This window comes from Streptomyces radiopugnans (assembly GCF_900110735.1).
Classification (GTDB): Bacteria; Actinomycetota; Actinomycetes; order Streptomycetales; family Streptomycetaceae; genus Streptomyces; species Streptomyces radiopugnans.
Map to the genome: position 1 here is coordinate 1 of NZ_FOET01000017.1, position 19,400 is coordinate 19,400.

The window sequence follows — 19,400 nt, forward strand, 5'->3', positions numbered from 1 at the left end:
CCGGCGCCCAGGCCGCCACCGCCTGCGTACGCGCCCTGGCGGTCGGCGAGGTGCGCGGCTCGGACCTGCTGAAGGTGATCTGGCGCGAGTGCCGGGTCGGCCTGGTCCTGGGCACCCTGCTGGCCGTGCTGGGCCTGGTGGTGGGCACGGTGTTCGTCGGCGCGAAGGTCGCCCTGGTGGTCGGCATCACCCTGGTGCTCATCTGCGGCTGGGCGGCGACCATCGGCGGCACCATGCCGCTGCTGGCCAGACGGCTGCGGATCGACCCGGCGGTCGTCTCCGCCCCGATGGTCACCACCCTCGTCGACGCCACCGGCCTGATCCTCTACTTCCTGACGGCCAAAGCCGTCCTGGGCGTCTGACCCTGCTCATGGCCGTGGACGCGACCGTCAGGTGAGTTCGCTGAAGCGTTCGGTCTGGCGGGTGCGGCCGGCGACGATGATGGTGTCGCCCTCCTCCACGACGGTGTCGGCCGTGGCGTGGGTGAAGCCCTCGCCGGGGCGCTTGACGGCGACGACGGTGACGCCGTGACGGGTGCGCACCCCGCTGCTGCCCAGGGCCAGTCCGACGATGCCGGCCGGCGGGCTGGTCTTGACCATGGCGAAGTCGTCCTCGGACTCGATGCAGTCCAGCATGCGGCCGCGCACCAGATGGGCGACGCGCCGGCCCATGTCGTGCTCGGGTGGACGACGTGGTGGACGCCGAGCCCCGGCCGTCGCCGGGGCCGTCCACGGCAGCCGTCGGGGCCCGCTGCGCGCTGCCGCCCGGCCGAACCGGCGCCCGGGGTGATCAGATGAGAGGGCCCTTCTCCGACAGCGGTGTCCGCAGGATCATCGCCGCCGTGGTCCTGGTCATCGCCGGTTTCGTGCTGGAGAAGGTCTGGCCCTTCGGCATCGGCGCGTGGTTCCTGATCACGGCGGGCCTGCTGGAGATGATCTACCGCCCCTGACCCGCCGCCCAACCAACTGCAAATATCCGCCTCAGAGGAGCATGCTCCGGCACTTGAACTAGTGACGCATCAGGCAACGTTCGCCCTGTCGACTATGGCTCGTAGCAGCTGGTCGTTGGCGTGACGGTTCCGCCAGAGGGCCTGCGCCGCCTGCGCGACATCCTCATCCCCACAGGGGGCGGCCCCGCGTCGTCCGCGCTCAGCTGCAGCCGGCTGCCGCGCCGCAGGAGGTGTCCGCAGCGAGCTGGGGGGCGGGCTGCTCCGACAGGAACCTGCGGACGTAGGCGGACGGACCGCCGTGCTCCAGGTACTCGCCGATCTGCGTGCTGCGCGCTGCCAGGGCCCGCAGGAGCAGGTCGAGCGCGGCATCTTCGGGCAGCGAGACGGTCTGCTGGCCCCGCCACCGCCACACCCTGCTTTCGGAGGTGTCCGGGTGGGCGGGGCGCAGCTCGTGGCCGGCGGCGCGGATGGTCGGCGAGGCGACGATGCCGTGGTCGATCGCCTCCGCCCAGGTGGCGACCGTGCGCGGCAGCACGTCGAGGTGGATTCCGAGCCGTGCGGCCAGCGGGCGCACGGCTTCGATCGCGCTGTCGATCACGGTGCGGGTCGCGTCGCAGGAGCCGCAGGAGGACTGCCCGTCCATGGTGACGGTCCAGTATTCGACGGCGAGTCGCGTCGACTCGGCGGAGGATGGCGGAGTGTCCACCGTCGCAGCTGCGTGGGCCGTGGTGGTCGTCGTGGTCATGGTGCCGTTCCCTTCTCGGAATCGGTGTCGGTGGACGGTGTGCAGGGTGCGGACGAGACGAAGTCGTCCCTGGCGCGCTCCAGCGCGTCGGCGATGCCCCGCAGCGATTCGGCAAGGGCGTCGAACTGGATCTCGTACAAGACCGTGCGTCCCTGCTTCGCCGCGCGCAGCACGCCGGCGGCGCGCAGAAGGGCGAGGTGCCGGGAGACCACGGACAGATCGACGTCCAGGCAATCCGCCAGCTCGGAGACCGAACAGGCCCGGCAGCGCTCGGCGAGCAGGTCGACCAGGCGGATACGGGTGGGGTCGCCCAGGGCGCGGAACATCTGGTGCGACAGCACCGAACTCAGATCTCCCACCGGAGAATCTTCATTGCTCACTTGCGCAAGTATGCATGCTTTGGGGGTGTGCGGCAACCAGTGACCTCACCCGGCACAGCGGCGCTCGCGGACCCCGGCGCCCAGGGCGAAGACGGCGGCGAGCGCGGGCGGGTCCGGTCCGGGTAGGGGGTGCGGCCCAGGTAGGTGTTGGCGGTGTGGGCCGAGGACTCGCACGAGAGGGCGCCTTGCCAGATGGTGGCGGCGATCTCGCGTTCGATCTGGCGGCGGGGGGCGGCGATGTCCTCCTCGGTGACGCGTTCGCCGACCTGGGCGTAGGACAGGAGGTCGTCGATGCTGTGCTCCACCGGTTCCTCACTCCTCATCGTCGCGGTTTCCCCGATGCTCTATGGGTTCCCGGCCGAGGCCGGGTTGGAGTTCCTTGGCCAGTTTTCGGCGGGCGTGGAAGCAGTGGGAGCGCACGGTTCCCTCGCTGACGCCCATGACCTGGGCGGTGCGTTCGGTGGTGTAGCCGAGTACGTGCTGGAGGATGACCACGTCGAACTGCCGCTCGGGGAGGCGGGCGACGGCGTTGTACAGGCCCAGGGCGGTTTCCATCGCGGCGAAGTGCTGCCGGTAGGACTCCAGGACCGCGCGGGTGACCCGGGTCAGCACGGCGGTGTCGCCTATCGCCGCCTGGCGGCCCTGGAGCTCCAGTTCCGCGGCGACGGCCTCTTTGAGTAGCGCCCACGCGCAGGCGGCCGGGTTCTCCTCCTCCATCAGGCCGGCCCAGTTCATCGCCAGGTGCATGAAGACCCGGTGGGCGAGCTGGGAACGGCACTGGGTAGAGGGGGCCGAGGCGGAGCAGGGTGTAGCCAGTGCCACCGGAGCAGCGGGCTTCGACGTGGACGCTGTAGTGGGCGGGCATCATGCCGACGTTGTCGGGGAGGTCCAGGCCTGCTGCGGTGTGGAGGGGACGGTAGGTCGGCTGTCGGGCATCGAGGATCGTGCGCGTGTTGCAGCGCAGCCAGCCGGTGCTGGTGTAGCGGTGGGCGTAGACCCTGGTGTGCGGGGTGTCAGGGTGAACCGGATTTCAGCAGCGCGGAAGGGGGCCGCCCTGTGCTGAAGCGCCTCATGGCTTGCGGCCGACGGCGCCGTAGTTGACTTCCTCGGCCGGGTTCCCGCTCGGCTCGGTCTCGGGCCGCCAGCGCGGGCACGGCACCAGGCCGGGCTCGACCAGTTCCAGGCCGTCGAAGAAACCGGCGAGCTGCTCCACCGGCCGCAGGATGTAGGGGATGGCGCCGCTGTCGTTGTAGGCGGCCTGGGCCTGGTTGGCGGCCTCGTAGGTGTCGGTGCCGTCGTTGAGGGACAGGTAGCTGCCCGAGGCACCGCAGCGCTCCTGGCCCAGCACGGCCGGCGGCCGACAGACATGTGACCTTGAGGCCCGTCGGCCGCCGACCGCCGCCGCTCACCCCTCTGACCGGTACCGCCAAGGCTGACGTGCGGCACCGCCGGGCTTGGGGCGGCTTCCCCGACGCCCATCAAGGCAGGCCGGGGACAGACAGACTGTCGAGGTGGGCGGCGTGCTGCCGCCGCACTCACGAGTGCGGGGCACACCGGCCAGCCCCGCACACCGGCGCGGGCGGGCAGCCGGCCCAGCCGAAGCTCCGCCCGGCCCACGACACCGACGCGGAGGCAGCGGGTCCCCTGCTGCGCTGGCTGTCCGCCGTCGGCGACACCGCTCCTTCTCGGGCCAGGGAGGCACCCGGCTGGTCGCGGCGTCGATGAAGAAGGACCGCCCACGGCCGGATCTGAAGACCCCAAAGCCCGTCCGCCGGCCGGCTGCCCCGCTATACCGGCCCCCGGTCGCTCGGGGCGGGGTAAGGGGCGGAGCAAACACGGCGACAATCCCCGCCCCCGGATCCATCCTCGATGTGACCGGCGAACCGGCCGGAGCCGTGATCGCGGCGCGCACGCGAGGCATGCGGCAGGACGGGCGGAGTCCGGCCGCCCGCATCCGCGCCGACGGCGCCGGCCCGTACCGCTCGCCTGACTTCCATACCGGGGGCAGCTGGGCGCTGCTGCGGACCGAGAACACCACCGCTCTCCCTACCAGCGGCCCTCCGGAAAGCGGTCGGCAGCCGTAACCGAACGGCCCACGGATCGTTGGGCAGACCGCACATGCACAAGCATCCGCCCTCCCCCGTGCGGATGCGCCCACCACAGGGACCTGACAACCACCCCGTCCCCCAGGGTTCAGGCCCCTGTGGTGTTTCACCGGTGCCGACTCCGGAGGAAAGACACGCAGCCGGCCCGGCGTCGCACCCGCGGCCATCGGCTGCGGTCAGGACATAGCCCCGGCGCAGGAGAAGCGGCAGCTCACACCCGGCCCGGATATAGGGGTTCGCCGGGGGTGCGAGCCATACAGCGCGCCGCTGCCGGGCCGCTGCGAGAGCTCGCGGACAGAGCCACACCGTCGACGGCCTCCTCCGGCCGCCGACCCGTGATCTCCAGCAGCAGCCCGCCTATGAGCGCGGCGTGGGTCTGATGCGGCCGCAGGCCGGGGTTGGGGTCCCCCGGGTCACGGCGTTAGCCCCGGGCACGCAGCAGCTGCTCATCGTCGTTCATCCGGTCAGCCTTGCAGCCACCACCGGCAACCGGGCAGGGCCGGCGGGCCCGGCCTGGGCGGAGGCCGGGCCCGCCGCGCTCACCGCGCCTTGGGCAGCGCGGTCAGCGACCGCCGGTCCTCGCCGTGGCCGACAACCCGCCACACCGGCCGGTCGGCCCCCTGCCGGGTCAGCAGGGGCAAGGTCGTCGTCGCCACGGTGAGCCGGTGGTTCACGTTCGAGAGGCGGCGGGCGCGGTCGTGGAAGGCGGCCTCGCGGGTGTCGGGTGCGGCACGGCGTGGGGCGGGGGCGAAGACGACCAGCACCGGCGGGAAGGGCCGGTCCAGGGACGGCCCGGCGTAGATCTCCTGCCAGTGGCTGCGCGGGGCGCGGGCGGCGTTGCCGCGGCCGGTGGGGGGGTGCGGTGCGGTAGGCGTTGTAGCGGTCCAGCTTGGCGGTCAGGCGGGCGTAGGACATGGTGCGGTCGATCTCCACGAAGGCGGTGGAGCCGTCGGCCAGGAGCACCACGGCGTCGGGGATGAGAGGGCCGGCCGGAGTGGGGTGGGCGACTTCGAGGTACCAGTCGGCGTGGTCGGCCACCTCCGCCTGGTGGAAGGCGACGACGGTGTCGACCAGGGCGAGGCCGTGCTCCCGAAGACCCGTCTTGCTGGCGGCGACGCGCTTACCCGTGGTCCGGCAGGCCGTCGGCGCGAGCTCACCGGAGGCGGCGGCTTCGGCCAGCCCGGCCGGGGTGCAGTACCAGTAGCTGTGCTGGGCGCGGTGGGTCCGGCCGACCAGGGCGGGGGATTCGGTGAGCAGGTTGCGCAGCGCGCGGCGGACGTGGTCGGTGCCCTGCCGGTGGGGCAGCAGCAGCGCCTTGAGCTGGCGGGGGTGGCCAGGCGCAGCCGGGCCAGGGTGAGCAGGACTTCGCCGCGGAGGTCCGCCCCGGCCTTCGTCGCCGCTGCCTTCCGGGGCCGGGGCGCTTCTTCCGGTACATCAGGAGCGGGAGAAGAGGAGTTGCAGCCGGCCGGAGCAGGCGAATCGGGGTTCTGATCAGCGGCAACCGTCAGACGGCGGTTTTCGGCTGCGGGGCTGGGAGCAGGGCTCACCACGGGGCTTGCCGCGGGGCTCGCTGCCGCGGCGGTGCTTGCCGGGGCCGGCGGCACCTGGTCCAGGTCCTCGCTGGACGTGCGGTCGGTGGTGGAGCGCGGCTCGTGGGCGGAGCCGGGTGCATGGTCGGCGGGCACGGTGTCCAGATCGACGCCCCGGCGGGCCCGGTCAGCGGATGGTGCGCCGTCGTCGGGGTCGAAGAGGGCGAGTTGTTCGGGCCGTGCGGGCGGCCGGTGTGCGGCGGTGCCGTACAGCGGGCGGCCGGTGCGGCGGGCGGTGCGCAGCCGTGCGGTGAGCACGGCGGCGGCGGTGGCGCGGTCGTGGCGCAGCGGAACACGGGGGACCGCCCACTCCCTCACTGCCAGAGGCAGGCCGGGCAGGGCCGGGCCGGCCTGTGGTCGCTGGTCCGGGCCGGTGGGTGGGTGTGCCGCGGGTGGGAGGTCGTTCCAGGTCCAGCGGGTGGTGTAGAGGCGGCACTCGGGGCGGGTGCCGCGCGGTGTCGCGGGTTCGGTGATGTCGGTGCAGTGCGCGGCCAGCGCGGCGTCCACGATTCTCTCGTCCAGGCCGGGTTCGCGGCGGGCGCCCCTACGGAACTCTCTGTCAGCATGAGCACGCCTGCATCCGCTGCCCGATGCTGCACGTCAACCCCAAGATGCTGGGCCGTCTCGAAGAACTGGAGGCTGACCTCCTCGCCCGCCTCCAACGGGCCGAAGGCGAGAGCTGGCTCGGCGAGGCCGAAGGCATCAACCTCACGCTCACCTTCTTGTGCGTCAAACGCGAAGAGACCCAGCGACAAGTCCGACGCCCACCGGTTCACCTCGGCTTCCCCCAGCTCAGGGCAAGGCGTGACACCTGAGTGCGACGGGTGGGGCAGCCAGACGGTCGTCCCGCTGCCCAACGGGCTAGCCTGCGGTTTCTTCCCCCGCTGGTTCCGCGGCTACGGTCTTCTGCCTTGTCGCCGCGGGCCGCTCGGCCTGCGCGGGGGCGCGCAGAGTGCGCACCTGCGGCCCCCTCCGTCCGCCGGGCGTGCGAACCGGCCGGGGTAGCGAGGCAGGACCACGGCCGCCGGGCGGGCCGCGGGCCGATCGGCGTCGGCAAATTGGTTTGAGTGTGTCAGTGCCCTCCGAGAGGATCGAGGCACCGCCGATGAGCCGTCCACGCCGCCGTGGCCTGTCGGTGCGTCCCACCATCCGCGGAGGACACCCCCCATGACGGAAGGCACCATGCCCCCTTCACACACAGCACCCACGCTGCCACCCGCCCACGTCACCGCCGTGCTGCGGATCCTCGTGCTGTCAACCTTCGTGGTCCTCCTCAACGAGACGATCATGGTCAACGCGATCCCGCGACTCATGCGCGACTTCGAGGTCACCGCGACGGCCGCGGGATGGCTGTCCACGGCGTTCATGCTCACCATGGCCGTCGTCATCCCGGTAACGGGATGGTTCCTCCAGCGGGTCTCGACCCGGACCGCCTTCGGTCTGGCCATGGCACTGTTCCTCACCGGCACGGCCCTCGCCGCGGCCGCACCCGCTTTCCCCGTGCTGCTGGCCGCCCGCGTGGTCCAGGCCGGTGGCACCGCCGTCATGATGCCGCTGCTCATGACGACGCTGATGACCCTGGTGCCCGCGCAGGACCGCGGCCGGGTCATGGGCAACGTCACCCTCGTCATCTCCGTCGCGCCCGCCCTGGGCCCGGCGGTCTCCGGCGTGCTCCTCCAGCTCGGGTCGTGGCGGCTGCTGTTCCTGACCGTGCTGCCGATCGCCGGGGCCATGGCCGTCCTCGGCCTGCGCAAGCTTGTCAACGTCAACGAGCCGCGGGTCAGCCCGATCGACTGGCCCTCCGCTCTCCTGGCGGCACTGGGCTTCGGCGCCCTCGTCTACGGCCTGAGCGGGCTCGGCGCGGCCGACGCCGCCCGCGCACCGGTGCCGCCGTCGGCCACGACCCTGGCAGGTGCCGTGCTGGTGGGCCTGTTCGTGTGGCGGCAGCTGTCACTGCAGCGCTCCTCCACGCCGCTGCTGGACCTGCGCACCCTGACCTTCCGCCACTTCTCCGTGGCACTGGCCCTGGTGTGCCTGTCGTTCATGGCACTGATGGGCGCGTTCATCCTGCTGCCGATGTACCTGCAGAATGTGCGCGGCCTGACCTCGCTGCAGACCGGGCTGCTCCTCATACCCGGCGGCCTGATGATGGGCCTGCTCGGCCCGCAGGTCGGCAAACTCTACGACCGGTTCGGTGCACCGCGCCTGGTCGTGCCCGGCGCCGCGGTGACCGCCTCGTGCCTCGCACTGTTCACCCTCGTGGGCGAGCAGACCTCGCCATGGTCGGTGCTCGCCCTGCACGTGGCCCTGAGCGCCGGCCTGGCGTTCGTCTTCACCCCGGTCTTCACCTCCGGTCTGTCCGTGCTGCCGCCGCACCTGTACCCGCACGGCTCGGCCGTCCTCGGCTCGCTGCAACAGGTCGCGGCCGCAACCGGCATCGCCCTGGCCGTCAGCGTCATGTCGGGCCGGGCCGCCGCGGCGGCAGCAGCCGGCGCGAGCGACACCGGGGCACTGACCGCGGGCGTCCGCTGGGGGTTCGCCGTCGGCGCGGTGCTGGGAGCGCTGGCCGTGCTGGTCGCGCTGCTGGTCCGCACCCCGCCCGCGCCGCAACCGGCCCCAGCCCCCGGGACGGAGGACGAGGGCGGCACGACTGCTGACGAGACGGCGGGGACACGGGTGTGAACCCGGCCGCCGCTGCCCACCCCCGCGTGACCAAAGCGTGGGCCGACACCGGATACCGCACCAAAGCCATCGACCACGGAGCCCGCCTCGGCATCGACGTCGAGGCCGTCCGCCGCGACCCTGGCGTCAAAGGCTTCAAAGTCATCCCCCGACGCTGGGTAGTCGAGCGGACCTTCGGCTGGCTGATGCACCACCGCCGCCTCGCCCGCGACTACGAAACCCACCCCCATCGCTCCGAAGCCATGATCCACGTCGCAATGATCGACCTCATGAGCCGACGCCTCACCGGCGAAGCCACCCCCAACTAGCGCGGCACCTGAACCTCGAACCAAACAACCCTGCCGGGACAAAACGCTCTTTTGAGGCCCTGCTCCGTGAGCAGGCGGAGTGCTTCCGGTTCATGGACCAGGGCGTCAGCAGCTTGGAGGCCTGCCGGGCCGTCGGCATCAACCGGCGCACCGGGAAACGGTGGCGCACCGGCCGCCAGGCCACGGAAAACACGCGGGGTGCGCCACCGGTTCGCCGGCTGATTCAGCGGGACGTCGGCAGCTTTTCCAGCAGCCGGCGGTTCTTGCCCATACCCAGCCACCCGCCACACCGGCCGGTCGGGACCGCGGACGGTCAGTCGGTGCAGCGTCGTGGCCGCCACGACCAGCTGCCGGCGCCACACGGGCGGGGCGGTGACCGCGCTGTCGTGGAGGACTGCCTCGCGAGTGGCCAGGGTGGAGGCGCAGGTGGCGGTGTGTGCTCGTGCAGGACGCCGCGGGCCGGCTTGGAGGCTCATATACCGGCGAGACAAAGGGACTCAGACGCCGTAGTGCACGAAGGACGCCCAGGCGCTGGGATGGTCGGGACGGCGGGCGCGCTCCGCGACGAGGGCGTCGCGGAGGGCTGCGGCGCTGCCGGTGTGGTCGAACAGGGGCCGGCCGGGGCTGGTGAGCAGCCGCTCGTAGACGTCCCGGGCAATGCGCGCGGTGGGTGCGTCCGGGACGGGCCACAGAGTACCGATGACGGTCTGGAACTCGGAGTACATCAAGGCGGCGGTGAGACTGATCCACTCGTCGAGGACGAGGGCGCCGCCGGCGGCGGTGGCGCACGCGGCGAGGAAGCCGAACTCGGCCTGTGCCATGGGAAGGTCCGCCAGGTCGGAGACGGTCAGCGGGCGGTCGTGGAGCGAGAGGTGGCTCTGGAGAGGGTCGTCCGGGTCCTGTACGGCGTGGCAGTCGAAATGGGCCCATGCATGTTCCTGGAGTGCGGCTCCCACCCGGCCGTGGCAGGCCTCGGGGCCGGCGAGGACGGTGAGGCCGCCCGGGGGGAGGAGGCTCCGCAGCCGTGCGTGGGTGCGGGCGGTGGCCGGAAGGTGCTCGGTCTCCGGGGTGACGAGGAGGAGGCGGCGGCGGTGGGCGGGGGCGCCGCGCGTGTCGTCGCGGGCCTTCCGGGCGGTGACGAGGCGGTGCATGGTGGGCGCGTAGGAGGAGATGGCCAAATCGGGCACAGAGGTGCCCTCCCCCGCGCCCCGGGGTGCCGCCGCATGCAGCGGAAGGGTGGTGAGGGGACCGGTGGGCACCCACCACATGCGTGAGTTGCCGGACGACAGCTCCAGGGCATTCAGGACGGGCTCCGCGACGGTGCGCCAGAGCCAATCCAGTACGTCCCGGACGATCTCCTCCCGTTCCGCGCCGGTGAGTTCGGTCATCGCGACCACGTACCGTTCGGCCCAGTTACGGCAGTCCTCGGCAGTCAGGCCGGGAAGCGGGAGACGAGCGGGCTCGTCGCGGTCCCGGCGGGCGATCAGCGCGTCGCAGTGCCACGGGCTGACGTTGACGTAGACGACGGGGCCCTCGTCCGCAGCGGGCTTGAGGTGGGTGCCGTAGTCCGGTTTCGTGAAGACGGGGGCGCCGAGTCCGGCCCCTCTGGAGAGCTTCTCCCACTGCTGCTCGAAGCCGCTGAGCGGGGGGCCGTCTGCCGCCGCCCCGCCACGCAGGCCGGCGTTCAGCCGGTGGTAGACGCGGACGACCGGGTTGCTGTCCCCGGCCAGCCCTTCCATCCGGACGTCCTGCGGGGTGACGCGCGAGCGCGCGGAACCCGCGGGGAAGTGAATCCGCGGCTCCAGCATGGCGTGCACCCGATCCATCCGCCGAGCTCGCCGGGGCTGCCTCTCCCGCAGTTCCTCGCGGGGCGACCGGGTCTTCGTGTGCCGCATCCACAGGTTGGCGCGCCCGTGCTCCAGGAGCTCCACGGCGCGGGTGGTGTCACCTGCGTCGAGGGCACACGCCGCCGCCTCCGAGGCCAGCCTGGGGTGGTCGGCGAGCACCTCCAGCATCTGCTCACGCGCCCCCCACAGCGCCCTGGGCAACAGTTCGACGGCGGTGGCCAGATCGCGGTACCCGGCTGCTGGGCCTTGCGCGTCGGCTGCCGAACGTCCGCTCTCGTAGGCGGTCCGCAGCCGTACCTGGACGGCGATGCCCGGGGTGCGGCTCACCTCCCGGCGCAGCTTCCTGAGGGAGGGGAGGCGGCGTTCGAGCTCGTCGGGCAGGGGCTCGGGCCGGTCCAGGCGGGTTTGGTAGGCATCGAAGAGGTTTCCTGTGGCCCGTGCATGGGTGGGGCTGTCGGGCGGGGACTTCCGGTAGGCGCGCAGGAGGTGTTCGAGGGCCTGATCGAGATCACCGGGGTCGGGCCCGGACCCGGCGGCCTTCTGTCCGAGCTTGTACCGGTCGAACAGGGCTACCCCCAGGTTGTTCGAGGATGCGGCCAGACGGGGGCCGCCGGGCAGGGAGCGCGAGACGGCCCGGCCGAGCAGGTCGATGCACGTGTCGAGGTGGCGGCGTTCTCCGGTGTCTTTGAAACGGGCGTGTTCGGTCATGCCACGCCGGAAGAGCTCTTGGGCTGTCAGCGCGGTGTCGGCGGACCGGTGCGCCGGGCGCCGGTGCCCGGGCGGCGGCTCCGATCGCTGGGAGGGCCGATGCCCGGTGTCCCCGGACCACCTCGACCGGTCGTCGCTGTTCCACGAAACGCTGTAGCTCATCGGTGTCCTTCCTCGGGTCCGTCTCTCCTGTCGTGGTGCCGGTCCTCAGTCCCATCCGCTTCGGCGTGCCGCCGCGCAGGCGGCGGCGAACCCGGCGACCGCCCCGGCTCCCGCGCCTGCCCACGTCCAGCCCACCCCCGTGGCGCCACCCGTGGCGGACACCGCTGTCCAGGCCAGGGCCGCGCCCAGCGCCGCCGCGCCGAGCCGGACCAGTGCCGCCGTCCAGCGCCGCTCCGGCACCACGACGCGCAGCACCACGAGGGAGACGAGCAGGGTGAGAGCGCCCAGGGCCGTGACGACGGCGGGCTTGACCGGGCCGGGGAGCGGAATGGTGTACTGCAGGGCCTGGACGGCGGTGAGGCTCATCAGGACCGCTCCGACGGCACCGGTGAGACCGAGGTTGACCGTCTCCTGACGACGCTGCCGGGCGCGCTGGAGCAACTGGTCGGCGAACGCGCCGACCTGTTCGCAGCGGCGCAGCGTGGCCTCCAGATAGGTGGACTCGTCGTCCAGACGCCTGCCGAACCACTCCGCCAGCGCCCGGTCGTCGGCGAACGGCCCACCAGGGGTGGGACCGTCGGGCGAGGAGTCGCCGAGGGCGGCGAGGTTGGCGGCGGCGATCTCCACGGTGCGGGCCATCTCGCGGCTGCGGGTCGAGCGGTCGACCAGGCCGCGTTCCCGGGCCTGGAGGCCGACCAGGGCGCGGGTGGCCCGAAGCAGGTCCGCCTCGCGGCCGGGGCCGTGCGGAGCGGCTGTCTGCTCCAGCAGTTCGGTGACGGCCGTGTCTGCGGCGTCACGCAGCCGCCCGGCGCTCCCGGCCGCGGACCAGACGCGCAGCTGGTAGCGGAGCCTGGCGGCGTGCAGCAGGTACTTCCCCAAGGGCGGCAGCTCGCGCGCCCGGGTCGTCCAGGTCCAGGCCGTCAGTTCCCGGTCGTGGTCGTGGGCGGCGACCACGACGAACCGCCTTTCCAGGCGCGCGTCCCGGGCAGCGGACGCCTCCCACACCGCGAAGCCCCGGGAGACGGCGACGCCCCCGTACGGCCAGCCGTCGGACACGGCGGGATCGGCCGGTGTTCGGGCTTGTACCGCCACGGCCAGCGGGCGGTCCGGCTCCGGCACGGGCCGAACCCCCGGTTCGGCGAGCCGCGCGAGGTACAGCCTCGCCACCCCCAGTACGCCCCTGCCCCGAGGTCGCCCTTCCAGAGCGTCCCCGGCTGGCAGGACCGCAGACCACTGCGTATCCAGCTCCGCCCAGCCCAGGCCCTCTTCGGCGGCCGGTGCCAGCATGACCGACAGGCACAGTACGTCGCGCTCCCGTCGCAGGGCCGCCTGCCGCACTCCCACTCCCGGCCGCGCCCTGGCCGCGAGCAGCCCCGCCGTCCCGGTGGCAGTGGTACCGATTAACGACTCCCAGCCGCTCTCCGGCTGCACCGCCACTCCGGTCCGCTCCACCGGATCCGTCATCCCCAGCACGGTGCCGCACTTGTCCCACACCTCCGCCAGCAGGGCGAGGGCACCGTCCCGGTGCGCTCCGCCGGTGAGGACGAACAGGTGCACCCCCAGGGCCTCAGCCCGCAGCACCGGTGCTCGCGGTGTCGCCGCCGGAGGCGGTCCGCCCGTCCGCCCGGTTCGCCGGATCTGCCGAGTCCAGAGCGTGGACCAGTTCGTTGACCCGTTCCCGGCACTCCTCGGGAAGCGGCAGCAGGGCGGCATCCTCCAGACCGACGATGCGGTACGGGCCAGCCATCTCCACGACCGCAACGGCCCGCCGCAGACCGGCGGCGTCCCCGGCCGCGAGCGCACGCCGCATGGCCTCCAAGCCGCGCCCGACCGCGTTCCAGTTCTCCCGTTTCAGCCGCCAGACCGGGACGTCCCCCAGGATGTCCACGGCCATGCGTCGTGTCTCCGGCTCCACGTGACAGGAGCGTAGACGCACGCCCGTCCCGCCGTCAGCGGGATGGGAGAACCGGCCCGGGCGCCCGGTTTCGCCGCCGTCCGGTCCCGGCGGGAGGTCGTTGCGGACCGCGAGCTTGTCGTATCTCGTCGCTACGGCACGGTGCCTCTTGGGGCGGTTGATGCCGCACTCGACCGCGTGCCGCGCTCGGTAGTCCACCGGGTCGAACTCCGGTGGCCGACCACCGGAGAAGCCCTGCTTCTTGCAGCCGCGTGCCTGGTCGGCCTTGTCCGGGCTGGTGCAGCGGATCCCGCGGCGGCGCAGGTGGGCCCGGTTCCTGCGGGAGGCATACGTTTTGTCAGCTCGCACGCGATGGGGACGGACCCGCGGCCGGCCCCGCCCGATGCGAGGCACGCGGACCTTCTCCAGTACGAGTTCGAACTGCGGCGAGTCCCCGCGCTGCCCTGCCGTGATTATGATCGACATGGGCTTCTGGCCCTGTTCGACGGCCAGGTGCAGCTTGGTGGTGAATCCGCCGCGAGAGCGTCCCAGCCCGTGATCACCAGGCTCGGTGAACACACCACCCGGCGGTTCCTTCTGCGGGTCACCCCGCTTGCGCGCCCCGGCCGCATGCTGACGAGCGCGGCACACGGTGGAGTCGACGCTCAGGTCCCACGTGATCGTGCCCTTCGCATCGGTCAGGGACTGGAGCCGGGTGAGGATGCGGTGCCAGGTGCCGTTCCGCTGCCATCGGCGGAACAGGTCGCAGACCCGGCCCCACGGTCCGTACTCGACGGGTACGTCCCGCCACGGCACACCGGTCCGGATCCGGAACCGTATGCCGTCGGTCAACTGCCGCCGGGGCCAGACGGGCTGATAGCCGCGGATCCTGCACGCGGCCTGACCACGAAGATGGCCCGAGAGCTTCTGTCCTGGCGAAGCACCTTGTGAGCGCTCGTACGAGCAAGTCGAAGTCAGCGCTGACTGACCGCCTCTTCCCGATAATCTAATCATTGGTCCGGATGTGTCGTTGACTGATGCACAGTGGGCGCGGATCGAGCCGTTGCTGCCGGACCGGATGCCGAAGCGAAGTGGCCACTGGCGGGATCATCGCGAGGTGATCGACGCGATCGCCTTCAAGTTCCAGACCGGAACGCAGTGGGTGCACCTGCCGGAGAAGTATGGCAACTGACGCGGTATCTACGACCGGCTGCGGATGTGGTCCATCGACGACACCTGGGAACGGGCGTTCACCACGCTGATGGCCCAGGCCGACGGCGACCTCGACTGGGTTGTGTCGGCGGATTCCGCCATCCGGACCGCTCACGGCGTCACGCGGGGCCGGCGCGGCGGAACGCGGCCAGCGCGGTGCGGGCGCGGCCCGGCGGTCGCCCGCACCTGACGCGGCCGGGCGGGGCGTCACCGGCCCGCTCCGTGCAGTGTGGTCGCCGGGTGGTGTCAGGGGCCCTCGGTGAGTTGCTCGGTCCAGATGGTCTTGCCGCCGGGGGTGTAGCGGCTGCCCCAGCGGTGGGCGAGCTGGGAGATGAGGAACAGGCCGCGGCCGCCCTCCTCGGACAGGCGGGCGCGGCGCAGGTAGGGCTGGGACTGGCTGGGGTCGGAGACCTCGCAGACGAGCCGGTGGTCCCTGATCAACCGCAGGCCGATGGGGCCGCCGGCGTAGCGGACGGCGTTGGTGACCAGTTCGCTGACGATCAGTTCGGTGGTGAAGTCCAGCTCGCCCAGGTCCCACTCCGCCAGCTGGGCGGAGGTCAGGGCCCGGGCGTGCGCGACGAGGCTGGGGTCGGCGGGCAGTCGCCAGAAGGCCGTGTCCTCGGGCGGCACCCGGGCCACGCGGGCCAGGAGCAGGGCGAGGTCCTCGTCGCGGTTCTGTTCCCGCAGGCGGGCCAGGAGGCGGGGCCCGACCTCGCTCAGCGGCTGTTCGGTGCTCGCGGCGGTCCGGGCGCTCTCGCACATCCGCTCCAGGTCCCGCTCGGTGTTCCGCGCCGCCGCGGTGAGCGGTCCGCTGTGGAAGGCCATGATGTCGCCCGGCCGCAGGAGCAGTTCCACCGGTTCGAAGGGTTCGGTGCCGCCTCCCAGCGGCGGCCCGGGACGGAGTTCGACGCTGTCGGCCGCGCAGTGCTGCCTCCTGGCCAGGACGGGGCCGGGGTGGCCGGCGCTGGCGACGAGGCACCGTCCGGTGACCGGGTCGTAGGCGGCGTACAGGCAGGTCGCTCCGTGCAGGGAGCTGACGGCCGGTCCCGCCCGGTGCCTCTCGTCCTCGCCGATGCGGGTCACCAGGTCGTCCAGATGGCTCAGCAGCTCGTCGGGCGGCGGGTCCAGGTCGGCCAGGGTCTGCACTGCCGACCGCAGCCTTCCCATGGCGCCGGCGGCGTTCACTCCGTGCCCGGCGACCTTGCCCACCACGAAGGCCACCCGGACCCCGGACAGCCGGATCACGTCGTACCAGCTCCCGCCGGTGCCGGCCGCGGTGCTGGCCGGCGCGTACATCCCCGAGGTCTCCGCCCCGGCCAGGCGCACCACCGGAGGAGGCAGCAGGCTGCGCTGCAGAGCCTCGGCCGTGCTCCGCTCCCGGGTGTACCGGCGGGCGTTGTCCAGGCCCAGGGCCAGCCGGGAGCCGATCTCCTCGGCCAGGGTCGCGTCACCCCGGTCGAACGGAGTCCGGTCCCCGGTCCGCCACAGCGGCACGGCCCCCAGCACGGTCCCGCGCGCCCGCAGCGGGAGGACCAGGAGGGAGGTCGCGGCCTCGGGCAGGCTCAGCCGGGACCGCCGCGGATCCCGTGCCGCCGCCCTCCGCAGGCCGCTCAGGTCCGGCATGATGCCGGCCGACCCCCGCAGCAGGTGCTCCCGCTCGACATCCCCGATCGAGAACGTCTCCCCGAGGCCGTAGACCTCCTCAGGCCACAGCCCCTCCCCGGCGGCCACGGCGACACGCCTCATGGGCGCGTCCGCGGCGAACTCCCCGAGCTCCTCCCCCGCCAGCACCTCCTCGGTCAGATCGACCGCGCCCAGATCGGCGAACACCGGCACCAGCAGATCGACCAGTTCCTCGGCGTTGCGCGCCACGTCCAGCGAACCGCCGACGCGCACCGCCGCCGCGTGCAGCAGGTCCAGCCGCTGCTGTGCGCGCGGGCTGGAGGCCAGCACACCACCTCCGGTCAGGGCCACCCGCATCCCGAACCGGTCCTCGAGCTCGGCTCCCGCCACGGGCACCAGCCAGACGAGGAAACGCGCCCCGCCTCCACCTGCGAGCGCGAACACGCTCACGTCCACGTCCACCCGGCCGCCGCCGACGCGCCGCAGCACCACGCGTCCGTCGCTGCGGCGGCCGTGCCCGGCGCTCTCGGCCAGCCCCGCCCACTCCGACGGATCCTCGAGGAAGGAGCCCAGCTCCCTGCCGCAGAGCTCCCCGGCCGAGCCGCCCAGCAACTCCAGCACGGGCCGGGTGCACATCATCACCGCGCCGGCGGCGTCCAGCACCAGCTCAGCGGGCTGCCCCCAGCCCGCCGCCCCGGTTCCGGGGAGACCGCCACGGCCGGTCATACGCCTCCCACCACGACGTCACCACAAGGTCCCGTACTTCCCAGGAGAAGACCTCGTTCCGTCCGCCGCAACCCGGCCGCGCCCCTCCTGCCCGCGCCGAACACCCGCGCGCCGGGCGTGCAGGCGGCGGTCCGCCTCGGCGGGAGCCGCCCATGAGCCTCACCCTCGGCCATGTCGACCAGCGGTCCGCTCTTCCGCCGCGGGAGACCGTGCCGGCCGGGGAAGTCCCCAGACGCGCCCGAGCACCTCACCCGGTCAGCACCTCGTGAGGCGGGCCGTCCCCAGCCGACCGACCGGGGTGGAGCAGCAGGCCGTGGCCGGCCCGTCCGGCCGCCGCCGGGTCGTGGGTGACGTGCACGACGGTGGCGCCTTCGGCGGCCGCGTCCTCGAGCACTTCGGTGATCCTCCGCTGCGCTCCATACCGGCGGCAACCTCGTCGGCGGCGCCGGGCAGGGGGCGACGACGAGCGATCCTGGTGGACCTCCAGCGGGTCCCGGTCCACATCGACCAGATCGTCTTCGCCGTGAACTCCTTCACCGGCCAGACCTTCGCCTAAGGGGTGTTGCAGAAGGCTGTGAGCAGACAGGTTGAGCTGCGTTCGACCTCGTGTTGATCATGCGGCGAGTGCGAGGTTGTGCATGCGGGCGACGGCCCGGACCGCGTAGTGGAGGCCGTCGCCGCGCTATCGGCAGTCACGGAGGATCTTGTAGTTCCTCATCCGGGCGAAGGTGTGCTCGACGCGAGCCCGGACCCGGCGATGCTCGGCGTTGTCCGCCTCCTCGCCTGCCATTAGGGCCCGTCCGGGGCGTCTGCGGTGCGGGATGATCAGCCCGGTGTTGATGTACGCGCCGTCGCCCAGCACCGCCACCCCCTGGCAGTGCTCGGCCAGGCCGGAGGCGCGCCAGGCCCGCGCATCGGCGGTGGTGCCGGGCACCGGCCGGGCCGCGGCGACCACCAGCCGAGTGTCGGCATCGACGATGACCTGCACGTTCGCCGAGAACCGGTGGTTGCGGGAGGATGCTCCGACCTTGCGGTCGCGGACCGGGACGGGGTGCCGTCCACGATCCACAGCCGGTCGGCGGCATTGGCGGGGGCCCGAGCCGGCTCGAGTGCGAGGAGCGGCCGCAGTCGCTGGATGACCCGGCACACCGTGGCCGGCGAGACCCCGAACAGCCGCGCGAGCTGCCGCAGGGTGAGGTTCGTGCGGTAGTACACCGCGACCAGCAGCACCCGATCGGCCAGTGGCAGACACCACGGGCGGCCGATCCGCGGCCCCTCGCCACCCCGCTCCCGCACCACCTTCAGCAGCCGCTCGAACTGCCGCATCCGCAGCCCCGTGAACGTCTCCACCCACACCGGCTCAACCCTCAACACCCCGCCCATACAGGCAAAATGCCCGGGTCACGGCCTTCTGCAAAACCCTTTAGGAGCTGTCCCGTTACGCCTGGACGGCAAGGCGTCCCTGCGGCGGCATGGTGACTCCCGGCACCTGGCGACGCTGTTGACTACGAGTGACGGCTCGCTACCCTCACCCCGTGCGCAGCATGGCGGCAGGCGTGCGGTTGAATCGCGGCGGTCGCCGTGGACCGGCCAAGGGCTCCCGGTAGTCCTGGGGGCCGGGTTGACGCCGGTCAGGTGCGTGTCGGCGGGTTTTCGGGGTCTACGTGTTTGGGCCGGTTCTCGAAGACCTTGGCGATCACCCATCGTTGCCCGCGCCAGCCGGCCTGTTTGCCGGGGTAGATCCGCAGCTCGTAATCGTCCGTGAGGTAGGCCGGTTCCAGCGCTGCCGCATGGAACATGACCTCGGCTCGGCCTTCATCCCCTTTGAATTTCCGGGAGTAGTTGCCGGTGATCCGAGGACTGTCGTCGAACACGTCGGGCATCACGCTGTCGCAGAGCCCTGTCATGAAGTCCGGCGATGGCGGCTTCTTTCCTTCGACCAGCACGATCACGTGGATCAGCTGCTTGTTGAGGCGTTCGGTCTGGGCGGACTGCCGGCGTCCGCTCGGTGCGGGGACGGGGTCCAGATGCCGACCGCAGCGCGGGCAGCCGAGGGTGTATGAGACGGGCCTCGCATGTCTCCTGCACAGAGTGACACCGCAGGCTTCGCAGTATCCGCCCATCGGGTTGTTGATCAATGCGCCACCGCCATGGTCGTCCAGCAGGTGGTGCGCGCTCACCCAGGACACACCGCATCCCGGTGCTTCGCAGGCGCAGAAGATCGCGTTCAGGCGGGTGTCGAACAGTTGCCTGGGGCCCAGCTGTTCCTCGGGAGTGGCCTTACTCGTCGTTCGGGCTCCGATGTAGATCAACCCGCTGGCCAGGCGCCGTGCCTCCGGCAGGTCGGGGTAGACGTCGAAAATGACCAGCAGCCGTCCCAGAGCAGATCGGTAGCGTTTCTCCGTCATGAGGGAAGTCGCCTCGTCGAGCAACTGCTGTGTCCATCGCGTCACCATGGGGCCTTCGTCCT

The 19,400-nt window shown here is 72.2% G+C and carries 18 protein-coding genes and 5 pseudogenes; 7 read left to right on the forward strand and 16 right to left on the reverse strand.

The features are described 5' to 3' along the window. Positions 1-362, forward strand: a 362-nt coding sequence (locus tag BMY40_RS23330) for a magnesium transporter (protein ID WP_143071809.1), incomplete at its 5' end; no start/stop codon positions are given. Positions 363-389: 27 nt separating this feature from the next. On the opposite strand, the gene BMY40_RS23335 is transcribed toward BMY40_RS23330, so the two are convergent. Then, positions 390-671 (reverse strand): cation:proton antiporter regulatory subunit, encoded by a 282-nt coding sequence (locus BMY40_RS23335; RefSeq protein ID WP_245770273.1) that lies wholly within the window; start codon positions 669-671, stop codon positions 390-392. Between the two features lie 122 nt (positions 672-793). Here BMY40_RS23335 and BMY40_RS28110 point away from each other — a divergent pair, with 122 nt between their 5' ends. Continuing rightward, positions 794-949, forward strand: coding sequence for a hypothetical protein (locus tag BMY40_RS28110; RefSeq protein WP_177214104.1), 156 nt, complete (start codon positions 794-796; stop codon positions 947-949). A 199-nt stretch (positions 950-1,148) separates the two neighbouring features. Here BMY40_RS28110 and BMY40_RS23340 read toward each other — a convergent pair whose 3' ends face one another. The 7 genes and pseudogenes from BMY40_RS23340 to BMY40_RS28730 all read right to left on the reverse strand — a co-directional run. Continuing rightward, entirely contained in the window at positions 1,149-1,694 is a 546-nt protein-coding gene (locus BMY40_RS23340; RefSeq protein ID WP_093662761.1) for a DUF2703 domain-containing protein, read from the reverse strand. Beyond that, positions 1,691-2,053, reverse strand: coding sequence for an ArsR/SmtB family transcription factor (locus BMY40_RS23345; RefSeq protein ID WP_093662762.1), 363 nt, complete (start codon positions 2,051-2,053; stop codon positions 1,691-1,693). The genes BMY40_RS23340 and BMY40_RS23345 overlap by 4 nt, the downstream gene beginning before the upstream one ends. A 17-nt stretch (positions 2,054-2,070) precedes the next feature. Next, on the reverse strand, positions 2,071-2,397 hold the full coding sequence (locus BMY40_RS23350) for a hypothetical protein (RefSeq protein ID WP_143071810.1): 327 nt from the start codon (positions 2,395-2,397) through the stop codon (positions 2,071-2,073). Then, positions 2,387-2,896, reverse strand: a complete 510-nt coding sequence (locus BMY40_RS23355) for a sigma-70 family RNA polymerase sigma factor (RefSeq protein ID WP_245770274.1) — start codon at positions 2,894-2,896, stop codon at positions 2,387-2,389. Before BMY40_RS23355 ends, BMY40_RS23350 begins: the two co-directional genes overlap by 11 nt. A 247-nt stretch (positions 2,897-3,143) precedes the next feature. Further along, on the reverse strand, positions 3,144-3,422 hold the full coding sequence (locus tag BMY40_RS23360; protein WP_093662765.1) for an SAM-dependent methyltransferase: 279 nt from the start codon (positions 3,420-3,422) through the stop codon (positions 3,144-3,146). Positions 3,423-4,718: 1,296 nt separating this feature from the next. After that, entirely contained in the window at positions 4,719-4,943 is a 225-nt protein-coding gene (locus BMY40_RS28725; protein ID WP_245770275.1) for a hypothetical protein, read from the reverse strand. 145 nt (positions 4,944-5,088) lie between these two features. Then, positions 5,089-5,490: pseudogene (locus tag BMY40_RS28730) on the reverse strand (replication-relaxation family protein); the annotation flags it as partial. Between the two features lie 868 nt (positions 5,491-6,358). On the opposite strand from BMY40_RS28730, the gene BMY40_RS23380 reads away from it, so the two are divergent. The 3 genes and pseudogenes from BMY40_RS23380 to BMY40_RS23390 all read left to right on the forward strand — a co-directional run. Further along, a complete protein-coding gene (locus BMY40_RS23380) occupies positions 6,359-6,583 on the forward strand; it encodes a recombinase (protein ID WP_093662767.1) in 225 nt (74 codons plus the stop codon). Between the two features lie 367 nt (positions 6,584-6,950). Next, positions 6,951-8,450: a DHA2 family efflux MFS transporter permease subunit gene (locus tag BMY40_RS23385; RefSeq protein WP_093662840.1), complete on the forward strand. Its 1,500-nt coding sequence runs from the start codon at positions 6,951-6,953 to the stop codon at positions 8,448-8,450. Positions 8,451-8,458: 8 nt separating this feature from the next. Then, positions 8,459-8,758, forward strand: a pseudogene (locus BMY40_RS23390) (transposase); the annotation flags it as partial. Positions 8,759-9,255: 497 nt separating this feature from the next. Here BMY40_RS23390 and BMY40_RS23400 read toward each other — a convergent pair. The 4 genes and pseudogenes from BMY40_RS23400 to BMY40_RS29180 form a co-directional block, all read right to left on the reverse strand. Next, on the reverse strand, positions 9,256-11,313 hold the full coding sequence (locus tag BMY40_RS23400) for a CHAT domain-containing protein (protein ID WP_107436786.1): 2,058 nt from the start codon (positions 11,311-11,313) through the stop codon (positions 9,256-9,258). Between the two features lie 207 nt (positions 11,314-11,520). Further along, the gene (locus BMY40_RS23405; RefSeq protein ID WP_093662769.1) at positions 11,521-13,056 is read right to left on the reverse strand and encodes a CATRA conflict system CASPASE/TPR repeat-associated protein; all 1,536 of its coding nucleotides are present in this window, start codon (positions 13,054-13,056) and stop codon (positions 11,521-11,523) included. Continuing rightward, a complete protein-coding gene (locus BMY40_RS29175; protein WP_425443164.1) occupies positions 13,043-13,369 on the reverse strand; it encodes a CATRA system-associated protein in 327 nt (108 codons plus the stop codon). Before BMY40_RS29175 ends, BMY40_RS23405 begins: the two co-directional genes overlap by 14 nt. 123 nt (positions 13,370-13,492) lie before the next feature. Continuing rightward, a pseudogene (locus BMY40_RS29180) lies at positions 13,493-14,257 on the reverse strand (IS5 family transposase); the annotation flags it as partial. A gap of 142 nt (positions 14,258-14,399) precedes the next feature. On the opposite strand from BMY40_RS29180, the gene BMY40_RS23415 reads away from it, so the two are divergent. Beyond that, positions 14,400-14,561 carry a transposase gene (locus tag BMY40_RS23415; protein WP_177214106.1) on the forward strand — a complete coding sequence of 54 codons (162 nt, stop codon included), beginning with the start codon at positions 14,400-14,402 and terminating at the stop codon, positions 14,559-14,561. Between the two features lie 266 nt (positions 14,562-14,827). Here BMY40_RS23415 and BMY40_RS23425 read toward each other — a convergent pair whose 3' ends face one another. Continuing rightward, the gene (locus BMY40_RS23425; protein ID WP_093662772.1) at positions 14,828-16,930 is read right to left on the reverse strand and encodes an ATP-binding SpoIIE family protein phosphatase; all 2,103 of its coding nucleotides are present in this window, start codon (positions 16,928-16,930) and stop codon (positions 14,828-14,830) included. Between the two features lie 247 nt (positions 16,931-17,177). Beyond that, complete coding sequence (locus BMY40_RS28305) at positions 17,178-17,324, reverse strand: hypothetical protein (protein ID WP_218158310.1); 147 nt, start codon at positions 17,322-17,324, stop codon at positions 17,178-17,180. Positions 17,325-17,347: 23 nt separating this feature from the next. On the opposite strand from BMY40_RS28305, the pseudogene BMY40_RS28310 reads away from it, so the two are divergent. Next, a pseudogene (locus tag BMY40_RS28310) lies at positions 17,348-17,480 on the forward strand (TerD family protein); the annotation flags it as partial. 63 nt (positions 17,481-17,543) lie between these two features. Here the strand turns inward: BMY40_RS28310 and BMY40_RS23430 are convergent. Together BMY40_RS23430 and BMY40_RS23435 are read right to left on the reverse strand one after the other, a co-directional pair. After that, positions 17,544-18,313: pseudogene (locus BMY40_RS23430) on the reverse strand (transposase family protein). 248 nt (positions 18,314-18,561) lie between these two features. Further along, positions 18,562-19,386 (reverse strand): hypothetical protein, encoded by an 825-nt coding sequence (locus BMY40_RS23435; protein WP_093662773.1) that lies wholly within the window; start codon positions 19,384-19,386, stop codon positions 18,562-18,564. Between the last annotated feature and the right edge of the window lie 14 nt (positions 19,387-19,400).